This is a genomic window from Vulgatibacter incomptus, assembly GCF_001263175.1.
GTDB classification, from domain to species: Bacteria; Myxococcota; Myxococcia; order Myxococcales; family Vulgatibacteraceae; genus Vulgatibacter; species Vulgatibacter incomptus.
Genome location: NZ_CP012332.1, coordinates 4,195,941 through 4,212,026 on the forward strand (window position 1 = coordinate 4,195,941; position 16,086 = coordinate 4,212,026).

The 16,086-nt window shown below is 66.6% G+C and carries 15 protein-coding genes and 1 tRNA gene; 8 read left to right on the top strand and 8 right to left on the bottom strand.

From position 1 onward, the window contains the following. Window positions 1-5: 5 nt before the first annotated feature. Window positions 6-887 carry a CAP domain-containing protein gene (locus AKJ08_RS17575; protein ID WP_169788868.1) on the bottom strand — a complete coding sequence of 294 codons (882 nt, stop codon included), beginning with the start codon at window positions 885-887 and terminating at the stop codon, window positions 6-8. 100 nt (window positions 888-987) lie between these two features. On the opposite strand from AKJ08_RS17575, the gene AKJ08_RS20025 reads away from it, so the two are divergent. Next, complete coding sequence (locus AKJ08_RS20025; protein WP_050727267.1) at window positions 988-1,554, top strand: GNAT family N-acetyltransferase; 567 nt, start codon at window positions 988-990, stop codon at window positions 1,552-1,554. A 300-nt stretch (window positions 1,555-1,854) separates the two neighbouring features. Here AKJ08_RS20025 and AKJ08_RS17585 read toward each other — a convergent pair whose 3' ends face one another. From AKJ08_RS17585 to AKJ08_RS17600, 4 genes are all read right to left on the bottom strand, one after another. After that, window positions 1,855-2,787 carry a nucleotidyl transferase AbiEii/AbiGii toxin family protein gene (locus AKJ08_RS17585; protein ID WP_050727268.1) on the bottom strand — a complete coding sequence of 311 codons (933 nt, stop codon included), beginning with the start codon at window positions 2,785-2,787 and terminating at the stop codon, window positions 1,855-1,857. Beyond that, window positions 2,784-3,368 (bottom strand): type IV toxin-antitoxin system AbiEi family antitoxin domain-containing protein, encoded by a 585-nt coding sequence (locus AKJ08_RS17590; protein ID WP_050727269.1) that lies wholly within the window; start codon window positions 3,366-3,368, stop codon window positions 2,784-2,786. Before AKJ08_RS17590 ends, AKJ08_RS17585 begins: the two co-directional genes overlap by 4 nt. Window positions 3,369-3,504: 136 nt before the next feature. Then, the gene (gene alkB, locus AKJ08_RS17595; protein ID WP_050727270.1) at window positions 3,505-4,158 is read right to left on the bottom strand and encodes a DNA oxidative demethylase AlkB; all 654 of its coding nucleotides are present in this window, start codon (window positions 4,156-4,158) and stop codon (window positions 3,505-3,507) included. Then, the gene (locus tag AKJ08_RS17600) at window positions 4,158-4,871 is read right to left on the bottom strand and encodes a 2OG-Fe(II) oxygenase (protein ID WP_050727271.1); all 714 of its coding nucleotides are present in this window, start codon (window positions 4,869-4,871) and stop codon (window positions 4,158-4,160) included. Before AKJ08_RS17600 ends, alkB begins: the two co-directional genes overlap by 1 nt. Window positions 4,872-5,044: 173 nt before the next feature. Here AKJ08_RS17600 and AKJ08_RS17605 point away from each other — a divergent pair, with 173 nt between their 5' ends. The 5 genes from AKJ08_RS17605 (at window position 5,045) to AKJ08_RS17625 (ending at window position 10,230) form a co-directional block, all read left to right on the top strand. Beyond that, the gene (locus AKJ08_RS17605; RefSeq protein ID WP_050727272.1) at window positions 5,045-6,073 is read left to right on the top strand and encodes a pirin family protein; all 1,029 of its coding nucleotides are present in this window, start codon (window positions 5,045-5,047) and stop codon (window positions 6,071-6,073) included. 93 nt (window positions 6,074-6,166) lie between these two features. Next, window positions 6,167-7,192 (top strand): GNAT family N-acetyltransferase, encoded by a 1,026-nt coding sequence (locus AKJ08_RS18925; RefSeq protein WP_082343325.1) that lies wholly within the window; start codon window positions 6,167-6,169, stop codon window positions 7,190-7,192. A gap of 131 nt (window positions 7,193-7,323) precedes the next feature. Beyond that, window positions 7,324-7,857: a hypothetical protein gene (locus tag AKJ08_RS17615; protein WP_050727273.1), complete on the top strand. Its 534-nt coding sequence runs from the start codon at window positions 7,324-7,326 to the stop codon at window positions 7,855-7,857. A gap of 8 nt (window positions 7,858-7,865) precedes the next feature. Beyond that, entirely contained in the window at window positions 7,866-8,915 is a 1,050-nt protein-coding gene (locus AKJ08_RS17620; RefSeq protein ID WP_240475394.1) for a hypothetical protein, read from the top strand. Window position 8,916: 1 nt separating this feature from the next. After that, the gene (locus tag AKJ08_RS17625; protein WP_050727274.1) at window positions 8,917-10,230 is read left to right on the top strand and encodes a Dyp-type peroxidase; all 1,314 of its coding nucleotides are present in this window, start codon (window positions 8,917-8,919) and stop codon (window positions 10,228-10,230) included. A 276-nt stretch (window positions 10,231-10,506) separates the two neighbouring features. Here AKJ08_RS17625 and AKJ08_RS19560 read toward each other — a convergent pair whose 3' ends face one another. The 3 genes from AKJ08_RS19560 to AKJ08_RS17635 all read right to left on the bottom strand — a co-directional run bounded on the left by AKJ08_RS19560 (window position 10,507) and on the right by AKJ08_RS17635 (window position 13,326). After that, the gene (locus tag AKJ08_RS19560) at window positions 10,507-12,189 is read right to left on the bottom strand and encodes a hypothetical protein (protein WP_169788869.1); all 1,683 of its coding nucleotides are present in this window, start codon (window positions 12,187-12,189) and stop codon (window positions 10,507-10,509) included. Between the two features lie 97 nt (window positions 12,190-12,286). Next, window positions 12,287-12,362 (bottom strand) — tRNA-Phe (locus AKJ08_RS17630). Between the two features lie 79 nt (window positions 12,363-12,441). Beyond that, complete coding sequence (locus tag AKJ08_RS17635; protein WP_050727275.1) at window positions 12,442-13,326, bottom strand: TetR/AcrR family transcriptional regulator; 885 nt, start codon at window positions 13,324-13,326, stop codon at window positions 12,442-12,444. 442 nt (window positions 13,327-13,768) lie between these two features. Here AKJ08_RS17635 and AKJ08_RS17640 point away from each other — a divergent pair, with 442 nt between their 5' ends. Next, on the top strand, window positions 13,769-14,482 hold the full coding sequence (locus AKJ08_RS17640; protein WP_050727276.1) for an HAD family hydrolase: 714 nt from the start codon (window positions 13,769-13,771) through the stop codon (window positions 14,480-14,482). Further along, entirely contained in the window at window positions 14,479-16,080 is a 1,602-nt protein-coding gene (gene larAH, locus AKJ08_RS17645) for an NPN-dependent hydroxyacid isomerase, LarAH14/15/16 family (RefSeq protein ID WP_050727277.1), read from the top strand. The genes AKJ08_RS17640 and larAH overlap by 4 nt, the downstream gene beginning before the upstream one ends. Window positions 16,081-16,086: the final 6 nt, after the last annotated feature.

Consider the following 16,086-nt stretch of genomic DNA (forward strand, 5'->3'; position numbering starts at 1 on the left):
GAGCCTCAGGGTGCGCTGGAGCAATCCACCAGCTCCACGTCGTAGGTCACGGGATCCTTCGCGGGGCGGGTGACGGTGATTCGGTATTTGTCGCCGGCCGAGACGCGCGGTGGCTGCCAGACGATCGCGTCCGGGATCCGGTAGCCGACGTCGGGGATCCAGGACTCGACGGGGATTTCGCTGCCGTCCTTGGCAAGGCGCATGGAGACCTGCGCCCCTTCGATCCCATCGGCGGCCTGGAACGACCAGGGAACTCGCCCGAAGCCCTCGAGCATCGCGATCGGCGCGGGCCCGGCCGGCGGGAATGCGGTCCACGGGCGATCGGTCACGCCGGTTTCGTCGAAGACGCGGACGCAGGTCGCGTCGCCCGCGAAGCCGAGGCCGACCTTGCCGAGGAAGAAGCCGAGGAGCCAGCGGCGGTGCCCCACGCTGGAAACGCCGACGTCGGCCATCAACCCGTCGATCGCGGCGCCCGGCATTCGCCAGCCGATGGCAAGGTTGCTCGAAGACGCCCCATCTGCTGCAGCCTTCGTCCAGCACGCCCAGCTCGGCGGCGGGTCGTGGGAGAGCGCCTGATTGGCGTGCATCAGCACGGCGCAGGCCTGCTGCTGTACCCGCTGGGGCTTGTCTTCGGTCACGGGAGGAAGGCCGGAGAGCTCGCGGAACATGTTGATGCGCCGGAGCGTGTCGTCGAGACCGGATTCGCTGAAGACGCCTGGATCGCACTTGTCGGACCCCGCGGTCCACGGGGCCTTGTCGTTCTCGACGTGGCCGTCGCGCCAAATGCGGCAGACCTCCGCGGCGGTGCGGCCGTCCGGCGCGCCCTCGACGGTGTCGCCTGATCCACAGGACGCAAGGGGAAGAGTCACCAAAAGGAGCAGAGCCAAGAGTGGTCGCATCCCTACAGATTACCGAAGGAGGCTCGGCTGCTGCAAAGCGCGGGCGCGCGGGCGGACTCGTTTCGGAAATCCCGCTCGCGGAGGCTCCTTGATCGCGCGACGACGGCGCGCCACGATCGACTGGATGGCGACCATCCGGGTGCGAAAGATGACGGCAGCGGACCTGCCGGCCGTGAGCGCGATGGCGGGGAAGCTCGTTCGGCTTCACCACGAGTTCGACCGGCGACGGTTCATGGACCCGGCCGATTGCGAGCCCGGCTATGGCACCTGGCTCGCCTCGCAGCTCGATGTCGACGCTTCGATCCTCCTCGTGGCGGAGGACGACCTGGGTGTCGTGGGGTACGTCTACGCGAGCCTGGAGCCGCGGAGCTACGACAAGCTGCTCGACGCCTGCGCGAACGTACACGACATCTACGTGGACGAGCGCTCCCGCCGGGGAGGGGTGGCGGAGGTGTTGCTGCGCGAGGCGCTTCGGGAGGCGGCTTCGCGGGGCGCGCCCCGAGCGGTCCTCCTCGCGGCGGTCCCGAACGAGAAGGCGCAGCGGCTCTTCGCGCGGATCGGGTTTCGGCCGACGATGTTCGAGATGACCTGTGAGCTCGAGGACGGCGATGGGGATGGCGAACATTATGTTCGGCTCGAGAGCGAGGAGCGCTGACGAAAGTACTGTTTCGTGCAGGCAACGGTTGGCAGATCCCGTGGCTTCGGGAGCACCTTATTCAACGTGCTCGCCGTCCACGGCACTGCTGACGTCGTCGCGCGCGCAGGCCATGCGACGGCAGCGGCGAAGCTCGTAAAAACATCGCCCGGGAGCGGGTGTTGAACCGCCAGGTCACCGCCATCGGCTGCTCCGACTCGTGGCTCACGTAGGTCCCCGGGCCGCGGAACCAGAACGCCCGATCGTCTTCCGAACGCTCACGCAGAATCCCAATGCGGTCATGCCAACATGCAGGAGGATTCAGCCGTGCTTTGGATTGGAGCCGGGAGCTGGCGACGTGGCCGTCCAGGCCCAGGCGTTCGGATCCCACACTTCGTCGCCTGGTCCGGCGAGCATCGGATCCAGGAACGAGCGGGATGCGTCGAACGCTTCCCCGAGCGTCGCCCAGGGGAGGTGGTCTTCTTTGGCAATTGTCGCGTAGGGCGCGGCCCAAGCTTCCGGCGGCTCAGGCAGGCGTCCGGGGACGTCGTGCGTGCCGCGGAAGCTGAAGGTCTGCTCGATCGCCGCCCGCAGGCGACCGGCGGCGATCGAGCCGGCCGTCGCGATGAGGGCGAGGTCGGGCAGATCCTTGACCCGCGAGTTGGGGCGCTTTCTCGGCATGGTGTACGCGTGGAGCTTCTCGGCGATGTGGGTCTCTACCGGGTAGACGCGGAACGTCGATGGCGAGGCGCCAGCAAAGCCGAGTGTGTTCTCGGCCTCAATGGACTGCGGTTCACCCAGGATCGGATCGCCAAAGGCCACATCGACGCCGAAGGGACGTCCATAGATCTTGCCCGCGAGGCTGCACTCGGCGCGGAAACGCAGGCCGTCGTACGACATCCCGTCGTTCTGGATGTCCGGGTGTCGATGATCGGCACGAACGGTGAAGACCATGAAGTCCCCGAGGTCTCGCCCGGCGGCTGCTCGGAGCCGGTCGAGGATGTTATCGGGCGAGCCCATCACGCGAAGGTCGACGTCCTTGGTGGTTCGGGCCCGTTCGAGTCGCAGCTCGACGGCGAGGCCGCCCTTGAGCATTACGGCGTCGTCGAGCTCCTGCGTGACGCGCGCGAGGAAGCGGTCGAACACAAGGAGCTGCCGCCGCCGGGCGAAGTCGGTGCCGGAGGCGGACGCCAAGCGAAGGTGCTGTTCCAGCGCCTGCTTGAAAGCGGCCGCGGTTCGGTACTCGCGGGTCATGGTTCGAGCCCTCCAAAGGGGTCCAGCGCCTCGTCCACGGCAGACAGCTCCTCACGCGCGACGAGGCCTCGGTCGATCGCATCGAGGGCGGCGCCACGCAGGAGCTCCGGCGGCAGGTGCTCGGCCACGCAGTCTTCGAGCGACCGCAGCGGAGCGGTCGCCGGCACGGGGCCGAACCATCGCCTTTCCCTCTCTGCTACGTCGCCGTAGTGCAGGACGACGCCGGTGGGCACCCGCAGCCGCCGGTTGCGCCACGCCTTTGGGAGCGTGAGGTGGACCTGCGCAGGCAAAACATCCGACAGGTCGTGGAGGGCCAGCGCGGTCTGGTGGGAAAAGACGCCCTCCCGCTCCGACCACAGCCAGACCACAGTCAGGTCCTCGTGGTCACCCGCGGGGAAGTACACGAGGCGGTAGATTCCGCGGCGGACTCGTCGTATCCGCCGGGCGCCGAGATGGTGGGCGAGGAGCTGCGGCGAGTAGCCGGCCTCGGCCGCCTGCTGCGCGGTGAAGAGCCCGTCCTGGGCCGCCGCGGTCTCGTAGAGACGGTCCCAGTCGGGCGATCGGGTGGTCGGCCCGCTCATGCACGAAGATTAAGCTCTGCTTTAGTTTCGTGCAAGCGTGGTCCTGTCGGCGGATGCGCGAAGCTTCAGCAAAACTTTAGTTTCGTGCTTGCCACATCTGACCGACGTGGCCCGCGAGCGTGGTTCGTTGTCGGCCTCACCCTGCCTTGCGGAAGGTCAGGTTGAATCGGTGGGGGCCGAGGAGCGGGTGCACTCCGTCCTGCATGGGCATCACGCCGTGAAACACCAGGCGCGAAGGCCCTCCCCAGACGACGACGTCGCCGTGCGCCAGGCGCACCCGGGCGGGACGGTCGGAGCGAGACTCGCCGCCGAAGAGGAAGACGGCCGCGAGCCCGAGGGACACCGAGACGATCGGCTGCGAGAAGTCCCGCTCGTTCTTGTCCTGGTGCAACGTCATCCTCGCCCCGGGGTCGTAGCGGTTGATCAGGCACGCGTCTGGCGCGAACCCCTGAAAGCCCGCGGCCGCAGCGGCGCTCTCGGCGGGCGTGCGGAAGGAATCCGGCATGGGAGGCCAGGGGCGCCCTGACCCGGGATCCTCTCGGCTGTAGCGATACCCGCTGCGATCGCTCACCCACCCGAGCGCGCCGCAGTTGCTCATCGCGACCGACATGCGGAAACCGCCGGGCGTGATCATGTGACGGAAGGGGGCGATCGCGACCGTCTTTCGCAGGTCGCCCACGATGTCGGCGAGGCTCGGACCGGCGAAGCCGCGGAGCAGGACCGCGCCCGGGCCCAGGTGCTCGGTCCGAGGCAAGCCGGAGCTCCCCGGTGCTCGATCGAAGAGATCCATTAGGCGGCGTCGTGAAAGATGATCCCGAGGGTGTGCCGCCGGCCGGCTCGTACCCGGCTCACGCCGTGCCGCATCTGCACCCGGTAGAAGCCTCGCGTGCCCTCCACCGGGCGGTAGTGAACTGCGAAGATCACCGCGTCGCCCTGGGAGAGCGGCACGACCTCGGGGCGCGACTGCATCCTCGGGCGCTGCTCCGTGAGCACGAACTCGCCTCCGTCGAAGTCGCGACCCGGCGCGGAGAGGAGGATCGTGAGCTGGAGCGGGAAGACGTGCGCCCCATAGAGATCCTGGTGAAGGCAGTTGTAATCGCCGGCCTCGTAGCGCAGCAGGAGCGGCGTCGGCCTGGTCTGGCCGGCGTCGTGGCAGCGCGCGAGGAAGGCCGCGTGGTCGGGGGGATAGCGGACGTCGACGCCCATCGTCTCGTTCCAACGATTCGCGATGGGGGCGAGGTGCGGATAGATGGCGGTGCGGAGCTCTTGGATGGGCTCCGGCAGGGGATAGCGGAAGTACTTGTACTCCCCGCTCCCGAAGCCGTGGCGGGCCATCACCACGGTCTTGCGGAAGCAGTCGTCGCGCGGATAGAGGCCCGCGAGCGCTTCGCACTGGGCGGACCCGAGCAGCCCTTCGATCCGGGCCGAGCCGCTTCGGTCGAGCTCCTCTGCGACGTCGTTCCAGCGGACGTTCTCGATCGTCTGGGTGGGGATCGTCTTCATGTGCTGAATGCTAAGGCCGGCGGGATGGCGGTGCGCTCCGAATCTTGCTCTAGAATTCGAGGGCGTCCACGCAAAGCCGCGGCCGCGACGGCGGCCACGGAAACCCCTCGGCGGCGCCAACATCCAAGAGGCCGCCGCTCGACGGGCGAGCCAGGCGACGAGGAGGAGACGCGATGGACGACACGATCCGGAGGACCTTTCCCCTGGGCTTCCTGTGGGAGACGAAGGATCCCTTCCTCTTCTGCGCCCACCACGACGACTCGTATCCGCGCGGCAACGAGGCCCAGGGGCCGGAGGCGTCCCTCGAGGAGCGCAACCTCGGCAGCGACTTCGAGCCGCGCGACGGCTGGCGGATGTACCACGGCCGCGAGGTCCCGGGCTTTCCCAGCCACCCGCATCGCGGGTTCGAGACGGTAACCATCGTGCGCCGCGGCCTCATCGATCACTCGGACTCGCTGGGAGCGGCGGCGCGCTTCGGTAGGGGCGACGTCCAGTGGCTCACCGCCGGTCGCGGCATCCAGCACGCGGAGATGTTCCCCCTCGTCCACCCGGATCGGCCGAACCCGCTCGAGCTCTTCCAGATCTGGCTCAACCTGCCCCGGGCCGACAAGAGGGTGGAGCCCCACTTCACCATGCTCTGGGCCAAGGACATCCCCACCCGCGAGGTGGTCGATGATGCCGGGAGACGCACCGCCGTGACGGTGGTGGCGGGGACCTTTGGCGACGCCACGCCGCCTCCGCCTCCCCCCGGATCTTGGGCGTCCCGTCCCGAGACCGATGTGGCGATCTGGACCCTGCGCATGGAGCCGGGCGCGAAGTTCACGCTCCCTGCGGCGGCTGCCGGCACGGGGCGTGCGTTCTATTTCTTCGCCGGCAGCTCCCTTCGTGTGGAGACCCAGCGGATCGGTGCGTCCACCGGCGTCGAGCTTCGAGACGAGCGCAGCGTCACGCTCGAGAACGGACCGGACGAGGCGGAGCTCCTCCTCCTGCAGGGCAGGCCGATCGGTGAGCCCGTCGCCGCCCACGGGCCCTTCGTGATGAACACGATGGACGAGCTGCGGCAGACCTTCGCCGACTACCAGCGCGACCGCTTCGGCGGCTGGCCCTGGGAGAGCGACGCGCCGGTCCACCCCCGTGAGTCGGGCCGCTTCGCGAGGCACGCCGACGGCCGGATCGAGCGGGTGGAGGAGGACCTCGCCTGAGCTCCCATCGAGCGTCCCGGGGAGGCTGCGAACAACCCGCAGATCGGGATTCTTTGACCCCCGGGGGCCGCGTTGTAGGTTGGCGTGCATCCCATGCGAGCCTCCCGCCACGTCCTGACCATCTTCGCGGTGAACCACCTCCCTCGCGCCGTCCGCTTCTACGATTTGGCGTTCGGCTGGGAGAAGTCGGTCAACGAGCCAGCCTACGTGGAGTACACGCTCCCTGAAGGCCGGCGGGTCGGGCTCTACGACCGGGTGGCGTTCGGGCGAAATACCGGGAGGATCCCCGCGGCCGTCGCGGAGGGCGAGATCGCGCCGTGCGAGCTCTATCTCCACGTCGACGATCCCGAGCCGGCGCTGCGGTCGCTGGCCCAGGCGGGCGCGCGCCCGCTCTCGGGGCTCGAGCCTCGGCCGTGGGGCGACGAGGCCGCCTATTTCGCGGATCCGGATGGAAACGTGATCGTCGTCGCCCGGCCGCTCCTGCGCTCCGCCGGGCCGGACCCGGAGACGCCCATCGTCCGTGATGCGATCGCGTCGGCCCAGCGGGACGGACATCGGCAGTCCTCGGGATCGGGACCGATTCAGTTCACCATCCGCCGCGCCGAACCCGAGGACTTCGCCGCGGTTCGAGCGATCTATGCCTCCCCGAGGGCGCAGGCCGACACGCTGCAGCTTCCGTTTCCGTCGCTCGATCTCTGGCGCCAGCGCATGCAGGCGGTGGACCCCCACATGCACTTCCTGGTCGCGTGCGCGGGAGACGACGTGGTCGGCCAGCTCGGGTTGCACGCTTCCTCGCGTCCGCGTCGCCTTCACGTGGGAGAGCTCGGCATGGGAGTCCGCGACGATTGGCAGGGGCGCGGCGTCGGCACGGCCCTGCTCCGGGCGGCCCTCGACCTCGCCGATCGGTGGCTGCAGCTGCGCCGGATCGAACTCCAGGTCTACGCGGACAACGCCGCCGCGATCGCCCTCTACCGGCGGCATGGTTTCGTTCTCGAGGGGACGCACCGCGATTTTGCGTTCCGCGACGGCGCCTACGTCGATGCCCTGTCCATGGGGCGGCTTCGCCCGGAAGGTGCGACGACGCCGGAGGCGGCTCCGACGCCAGGTCGGACGGAGTGATTCCAGCAGCGCCGAAGGTTTTTCGCGAGGGCCTCCAGGCCATTGGTCCCCGACCGATCGTTCGGGTGGCTGTCGCGTGAGCGTCCCTTCGGTTCTTGACGCCCGGGGTCCAAGACATCACCTCATTTCGTATGGACCTCAGGCCCAAGGCGGTCTCGATCCCCAAGTCGACAGAGGACCTGGAGCAGGGCAAGTACGGCCCTATCTTCCCGAAGACCCCCGCGAACTACGGCTTCACGATCATCGCGAAGGTCAAGCCCGGCAGGGCTGACGCGATACGGAGCTACGGCGAGAGGCTCGCGAAGGCGGTCGATGCCGACCCGGAAATTCTCGCGCCGCTCAAGCTCCACTACCTGCGATGGGTGCTCTTCGACAACGACACCCGATTCATGTACCAGGGCATCTTCGACACCGACTTCGACAAATACACCGAAGACGCCATCGTCCTGTTCGGAAAGGCTGGCATCAACACGGCGTTCGAGAACCTCGAAGGCTTTCCGATGGACTGGAAGACGAACCACGAGGCGTTCGTCCGTTTCGTTCGGGAGCACCAGTGCAACAGCTTCCTCGAGTACGGTGAGTATCCCTATTTCTCGAGCGACGAGATCAAGAAGGCCCTGAGGATCAAGTCCGACTTCTCGGAGATGCTCGAGCAGATGCAGTAGGGGCGCCGATGACTCCAAGAGCCAGGACCTACAACCAGAACCACAAGCCCAGGGCCTACACCAAGGGTCGCAGGCGAGTCAGCGTGTACATCGCTTGGAGCTACCCGGGAGAGGCCAACCGGGACCCGAGAGGGCTGGACAACCGCTTCTCTACGATGACGGAGGTGCGGCGGGCGCTCTGGCCAAATTACGAGAAGCCCCAGTGGGCCGACCCGCGGCGGTTTCTGCAAGGGATTGCCGGATCTCTGGAGCTGTTCTTCTGGGCGTGGGTGAAGTTCCAAGATGTCGTCGAGGAGGTCACCGGACACGTCGTTCCCGTGTTCCAGCGCGTCGATCAGGCAGGGTTCGCGCTACCGCTCGACGAGCGAGTCCTCGGCGACGCGGACACGCTGCTCGTCTTCGGACTGGACCACGACGTCACCGAGCAGCTCGCCGCTCCCGAGGAGATCGCAGCGGTCCGTGAGTTCCTGAAGCGTGAAGGGACGTGCCTGGTGATCGGCCCTCACCACGATGTCGGGCGTGCCGACGACCTGGAGGAGCGCGAGGTGGAGCACCTCCATCACGGCGACCCGCTCGTGCCTCGCCAGCAGCGGTTCGGCGGTTACACGCGGTCTCTCCTCGACGGCCTCGGGATCCCCGTGGAGAACCAGTGGGGGCTGCGGCCGGCGACGGATGCGAGGATCCGGCACGAGGGCGAGGGAGAAGCCTGGGCCACCGCGCCTCGCAGCGCGCCGCTGACCGTGATGAGCGACCTCGACACGCGCGGCTGGCTCACGGGCGTCCAGAACTTCAACTTCCACATGCACCTGCCTCATTACGCGATCACGACGAAGGACAGCCGCTCCATCCACGTTCTCGCCCGGCAGCCGATCGACCTGACCCGGCCGCATCCCTTCACCGCTGCGGGGAACCGGGAGCTCAACGCGCTCGTGTGGGTCCCTCCGGGCGGCGAGAGGGCCGGCGACGTCCTGGTCGTCGACTCCACCGTCTTCAGCGTCCTGTTCGGAGCCGATGAGAGCGTGGAGCGCTTCTGGAAGAACCTCGCGACGGCGAAATGACGTGCTCGAGCTAGACGACATCCAGAGCGGCGTGCTGCGGCCCCGACCTGCCCCGTACGCCGCCACGTACGTCCTCTTCCGCATCGACGATCCTCGTGCCGGGCGAGAGGTGATTGGGCGGCTCTCCACGGTGGTGGCCTCCGCCGCCCACCCGACCAGCCCCGCCGCCGATACCTGGGTGAGCGCGGCGCTCACCTACCGCGGGCTGGAGGCATTGGGTGTGCCGCAGTCGTCGCTCGACGGTTTCTCCTGGGAGTTCCGGCAGGGGATGGCCGCCCGGGCGAAAGCGCTGGGCGACACCGGCGAGAGCAGCCCCGAACACTGGGAGCGGCCCCTCGGAACGGGCGACGTGCACCTCGTGCTGGTCACGATCTCACCGGATCAGGAGCATCTCGAAGGAGCGCTCGACCGCGCCCGCGAGACATACGAGGGCGTCGACGGGATCCAGGCGATCTGGCGCCAGGACTGTCACTCGTTGCGTTCGGGCAAGGAGCCCTTCGGGTACCGGGACTCCATCGGGTATCCGCCGATCGAAGGGAGCGGGATCCCCGGCACCAATTCCCACGAGCGGCCCTTCAAGGCGGGGGAGTTCGTCCTGGGTTACCCCGACGAGACCGGCGGACTTCCGCCGATGCCCGGGCCGGAGGTGCTCGGCCGGAATGGGACGTATGTCGCGTTCCGCAAGCTCCACCAGCGCGTCGCGGATTTCCGCAGGTACCTGAAGGAGAATGCGGGCTCCGCCGAGGACGAGGAGCTCCTGGCAGCGAAGATGATGGGGCGGTGGAGGAGCGGCGCCCCGCTGGCAGCGTGTCCGCTGCACGACGATCCGGAGCTCGGGGCCGATCCACGGCGCAACAACGACTTCGACTTCGCCGATGACCCGACGGGGTACCAAACGCCACCGGGCTCGCACATCCGGCGCACGAACCCGCGAGACGCGTCCGTCGGAGGCGTCGTGAGACTGCACCGGATGCTTCGCCGGGGAACGGCCTACGGGCCCGAGCTGCCCGAGGGCGTGCTCGAGGACGACGGCGTCGATCGAGGATTGATGTTCGCCTTCGTCGGCGCGCACTTGGGCCGCCAGTTCGAATTCGTGCAGTCCGAGTGGATCAACGGCGGGGAGTTTCTGAGCCTCGGCGAGGCCAAGGATCCGATCACAGGCTATCCAGACGGAGGCGGATCGTTTTCGATCCCTGCGCGCCCGATCCCTCGGCGCCTGAACGGGCTGCCTCGCTTCGTCGTCACACGAGGCGGCGAGTACGCCTTCTTGCCCGGCCTGCGCGCGATGCGTTGGCTCGCCGACCTTCGGACGTGAGCGGGGGAGGGCGGCCTGCGTCACGGCTGCACGAAAAGCGGAGCTGCGCCGACGGTGCAGTACCACCGGCCGACAGCGAATCCCTGCCTTGGGGCCGTCAGGGCGGGATTCCTAAATCCGCGCTCGAAAAGGTCGAAGAGTAGACCGCGACGATCGATAGCCTCCGCTACCCTGACCCAGCCCGCGAAAAACCCGCGACATTGGACCATTTCAACTCAGTACTGCTTGCGCACGTTCGTGAGGGCAAAGAAAGGCAGTTCGGAGCAGGGGAAGCCGTCAGGGCGTAGTCGAGTCAAGAAGAATGGTAACGCCCCGTTCATTCAACCGATCGACAGCTGCGGCCTTGGCCAATGATCGGGCATTGAAGATGAGGGAAGGATCGGTGGGCCAATTTATCGTCGTCTGAAAGGTTTTCTCCACTACTGGACCGGCTACCTTGAGTAATTTCGTACCAGTGGTGGGGCCGTCGGATGCCTGCGGGGAGCCGTAAATCGCGCCGCTGCAAATGATTACGTAGTCTCCGATCTTGCACTCTGCGACTGTAGCCAGTCCGACGTGACCATCGATCGTGAAATCTGGGTCTACTAGACTTGTTATGCCGACGTCCGATGAACGAGTGATGCAAAGGACAATGCAGCAGAGCTCAATTGATTTGCGCGAATCCCATAGGTCCGAAATGCATAGTTCGAGGTCGCTCGGAAGGCCGATCGCTCGTGCAAGGTCATGCGCATTCGCAATGAGGGAAGCCTCGTCGACTGCGGCGGCCGGGAAAATCCCTGCTGGTGGCACTATCGGAAAGACCGTTCTGGTTCCGTCATCCAGGTGAACGGTGATCGACATGGCCTTCGAAAGGCGTCCGCACTCGCCCACTATCTGTAGCGCTTTCGCGGAACTGCCCAGACTGGCAAGGCTGACCAGAGTAGATGACGATGGACGCTCGAATGTCAGACTTAGGGCGCTTGCAGAGGGTGTGATTATGACGTCGAGAAATGCTCCTCGTAAGCGTAGGCGAAGTGATTCGAAGGGCAGGAACGGAAAGACAGAGTGTGGGTGAAAAAAGTCGGCTGCGTACCTGACGAAGCTCGATCTGTCCTCGTTGGAGAAGTCGACGAAAGCCTTGGCGGTGGGTTTCAGATCCGGAAGGGAAACGAGCACATCTCTGTCGTGAAAGATTGATATCGGCCTTGGGTTTCCGAACCTGATTTCACTGAAGTCCGTTAACTCGGACGGCAGGTTTTCCGTGAGCCCAATGGCGAGATCGACCATTCGGTCTGGGTCTTTTTCGTTCCGCTGTTCCGTTTTAAAAGTCATTGAAAACCGCTTGTTGCCGGCTTCCTTGCGCCAAAGGTCCTTTCTGGCGGAATAGTCTTTGGCCTCGCCAATTAGGTCGAAGAGCGTATGGGACAATCCATTCGGTTCGAGTGCTACTTCGACGGCTTCACTGATCGGGAGGACGAGTGATCGCTTGTGTAGTGAATTGACCTGGTCTGGCTCGAGGTCCCAGAAACGCTTGATTGTCTTCTCGACCCAATGCTTGTCGAAATGGATCAGGTGGCAGGAGGTGGGGGCGTCAGAACCATGGAAATCGAGAAGGGCAAAAAAGGCCGGATTCGGCCAGTCCAGAAAGTGCCGCAAATTGGAAAGTTTGACCCGAGGCGGGTGAACCCTGAGATTCTCGCTGGCCTTGACTTGGAAGAGGACTGAGAGCGACGGTGATATCGCATTGGCAAGCGTGATCGCCTGCCCACTGCATGGCTCCCCGGTTTGTGATGTGAGATGGCAAACAAAGTCCCATCCCGCTCGATCCCGTTGCACCCGATTCCAGACGATTCCAGCTCGATCAAGTAGAAGCCCGAAGAAGGATTCTCCAACGGCTCCAATCATATCAGCGGGGTTGGATGGCAACGCTCCTCCCATTAGGTGCTTCTGAACGGCTAGAAGGCGCAGATGGTATCCCACGCTCGAAGCTACCAGCTTGTGAGGAGTTGACCAACGGCGAAACGGAGAAAGCCGATCCTGATGTCAGGATCGGCCTCCGGGACCTACTCGTTTCGCTTGGTGCCCAGAGCCGGAATCGAACCAGCGACACGGGGATTTTCAGTCCCCTGCTCTACCGACTGAGCTACCTGGGCGCAGCTCTTCCCGGGCGGGGGAACCGCCGGGGACGCGCGTTTTTTGGCCGATCTGGCGGACACTGTCAACTCCGAATCGTCAGCGGGAGCGCGATGGGAGGGTGCGGGCGGCGCCGACGAGGTGGAGCTCGGCGAGGTCGAGGTCGGCAGCGAGCGGGAGATCGGGGGCGAGGCCGGAGCGCTGGTGGGCGCGGGCGGCGCGGTGGTGGGCGAGGAAGGTGAGGGTGGCGAGGCGGGCCAGGCGCTGGGAGGGATCGTTGGCCGGGGCAGGGGAGGCCAGGGCTGCGGCGAGGGCGGCCAGGAAGGTCTGCTGGGCGGTGGAGGCCCGCTGCTGCTGGGTGGCTGAGGCGCGGGTGGCAGTGGCGGCGGCGTCGAGGTGGACGGCGAAGGCGGCGGGGAGGACGCGGGCGACCTCGTCGAGGCCCCGGCGCACGGCTCGGATGGCGGCGGGGCCGGCCTCGCCGGCGACGAGGCGGGTGAGGATGGCGAAGATCTCCTCGGCGGCGCAGGTCGCGGCCTCGGCCCAGAGATCGGCCTTGTCGCGGAAGTAGAAGAGCAGGTTCTGGCGGCTGAGGCCGGCGTCGGCGGCGAGAGTCTCTAGGCGGCCGGCCTCGAGGCCTTCGAGGGAGAGGCGCTCGATGCACGCGCGGGCGATTGCCTGACGGCGCAGCTCGTGTCGGCGTTCTCCGCCAGCGCTGGCTGCTGCACGGTCTGATCCCTCGGGTTTCGGGCTGGAACTGAGGCGCCGGTCTATCGGCGTTGAGCGGTCTGATCCGTCGGTTCTCGCGTTTGAGCTGCGGCGCGTGTTCCCGGCGGTGGACTTCGAACCTTCCGATCGTTGGGACCGCTGGCTCGAGCGGCGCCCGCCGCCGGCATTTGCCGCGAGGCGGTCTGCCTCGGTTGGGCTCGAGGTCCGGCGCCCGCCCGCGCGCGCCGCCGGGCGGCCCGTTCCATTCGCTCCCATGCTTCCTCCCACGGCCTTCAAGGCGCCGTGCGTTGCGGCGGATCGGGACCGCCATTCCCCGCCGCGCGCCGACTCGGCGGTCAACTCGCTGTCATGCGATGCCCTGTATGCCGTTCGCCCACCCTATGGCGACAGCATGTAGGCATTTTACCAAAGGTCAGAATGATTTCCTTTGGAAAACCGGCATGATGCTGCACCGGTGGCATAAATCCATAGGAATATCGAATGGATGCATGCCTCTGCGCACGCCGCTTCCCGGGTGCGAAGCCGAGTCGCGTTGACTTTGCTTGGTCCACCGCGGTCTAACGTGAGCCTTCGGACTCCGCTCGGGATCACCAGGGAGCCGGGAGCGCTCGCGCGGGGCCCATCGGGCCATCGGGGAGGCCTCCGGCCCACCCAACGCGATCGAGCGGCCGGTCCCGAGAGCCAAAAGAGGTCGTCGATGCACGCGCACCACGCGCACAGAACCGAGCCCTCCCCCGCGCCGTCGCCTAAGCGGGCGGCGGCCTTCTACGACGTGGACGGAACGCTGGTGTCCACGAACGTGGTGCACGCGTTCGGCTACTACGCGGCGAACCGCGGCCGCATCGTGGAATCCGCGGTGCGCACCGCCGCGATCGTCGCCGGGATCCCGCTCTTCTGGGCGGCGGACCAGATGTCCCGGGCGCTCTTCAACGAGCTCTTCTACAAGCAGTACAAGGGGATCTCCCGCGACCGCCTCGTAGCCCTCTCGGAGGAGCTCTTCGAGAAGGTGCTCAAGCCGGCGATCTACCCGGGCGCGATGGACATGGTGCAGCGCTGCCGCGAAACCGGCGCGCGCCAGGTGATCGTGACGGGGGCGATCGACCACACGATCCTGCCGCTGGCCCGGTACTTCGGCATGGACGACGTGATCGCGAACCGCCTGGAGTTCATCGACGACATCGCGACGGGGCGGGTGATCAAGCCGCTGATCGCGGGGGCGACGAAGGCGGCGGCGGTGCGGGACTACTGCGCCGACAACGACCTGGACCTCGGCCAGTGCTGGGGCTTCTGCGATTCGTACGCGGACTATTCGATGCTCGCGGTGGTGGGGCGGCCGACCGCGGTGAACCCTGATTTCCGACTGAAGTCGTTTGCCCGGTCCCACGATTGGCCGGTGGTGGATCTGCGATGAGGCTGGCGAAAGAGCTGGAAGCACCCGAGGTCGTCACGATCGACAAGGGGAGCGCGCCGCGCATCCTCCACTACGGCGAGGACTTCCTCCTGGAAGACCTGCCGGTGGGGACGCGGGTGATCTACCCGAAGCAGCCGATCGCGGGCCTGCCGAACCCCCGCGCGGCGATCCGGTGGGCGCTGAATCACCCGCACGGCTGCGATCCGCTCCCGGCGCAGCTGAAGCCGGGGATGAAGGTGACGATCGCGATCGACGACATCTCGCTGCCGCTGCCGCAGATGGCGCGGCCGGACATCCGGCAGACGATGCTGGAGATCCTCCTGGAGATGCTGTCGGACCACGGCGTCGAGGACGTCCACATCATCATCGCCATCGCCCTGCACCGGAAGATGACGGCGGCGGAGGTGGAGCGCGCGGTGGGCCCGAAGGTCTTCCGCGAGCACTGGCCGAAGACGCTCTATCACCACGACGCCGAGGATCCGGACGGGATGGTGGAGCTGGGGAAGACCCGCCACGGCGAGCCGGTGCGGATCAACCGCCGCGCGGCCGAGTCGGACCTGATCATCTACGCGAACATCAACTTCGTGCCGATGAACGGCGGGCACAAGTCGGTGGGCGTGGGCCTGACGGATTACGAGGGCCTGAAGGCGAACCACAACCCGCACGCGATCCGCGGCTCGTGGTCGTACATGGATCCGAAGGGTCCGTCGGAGCTGCATCGCTCGTTCGATCGCATCGGCCAGCTCGCGGAGAAGCACCTCAACGTCTTCAAGATCGAGACGGCGGTGAACAACCGCATGTACCAGGGCCCGATGGAGTTCCTCGGCAAGAACGAGGACGACTTCACGGAGGGCGACCGCCTGAAGTTCCAGGCCCTGAAGTGGACGCTCTCGAAGACGCCGAAGTCGCTGCGCCGCGAGGTCTTCATGCGGGTGCCGGCGGGCTACGAGCTGATCGCGGTGCACGCGGGCAAGACGGAGCCGGTGCACGACGCGATCCTCGAGAAGAGCTACGAGCAGTACGCGGTGCAGGTGAAGGGCCAGGCGGACATCCTGATCCACGGGATCCCCTTCATCAGCCCGTACAACGCGAACTCCACGGCGCTGAACCCGCTGCTGGTGCAGGTGATGGGGCTCGGCTACCTCTTCAACCTCTACCGGGGCCGGCCGCTGGTGAAGAAGGGCGGGGTGCTGATCCTGACGCATCCCTGCTCGGACGCCTTCGACACGAACCACCACCCCAGCTACGTGGAGTTCTTCCACAAGGTGCTGACGGAGACCCGCGACGCGGTGGTGCACTCGCAGAAGTACGAGGAGGAGTTCGCGAAGAACCCCGCGTACATCGAGATGTACCGGCGCGGGAACGCCTTCCACGGTGTTCACCCCTTGTACATGTGGTACTGGGGCGAGAACGGCCGGCAGCACGTGGGCAAGGTGATCGTGGTGGGCGCAGACAACGCGCACGTGCCGCGGATCATGGGCTGGGAGCGCGCCTCGACCCTGGCGGAGGCCATCGCGATGGCCCGCAGCGAGATGGGCCGCAGCGCACAGATCACCATGGTGCACAACGCCCCGATCGTCCTCGCGGACGTGGAGTAGCGCGAG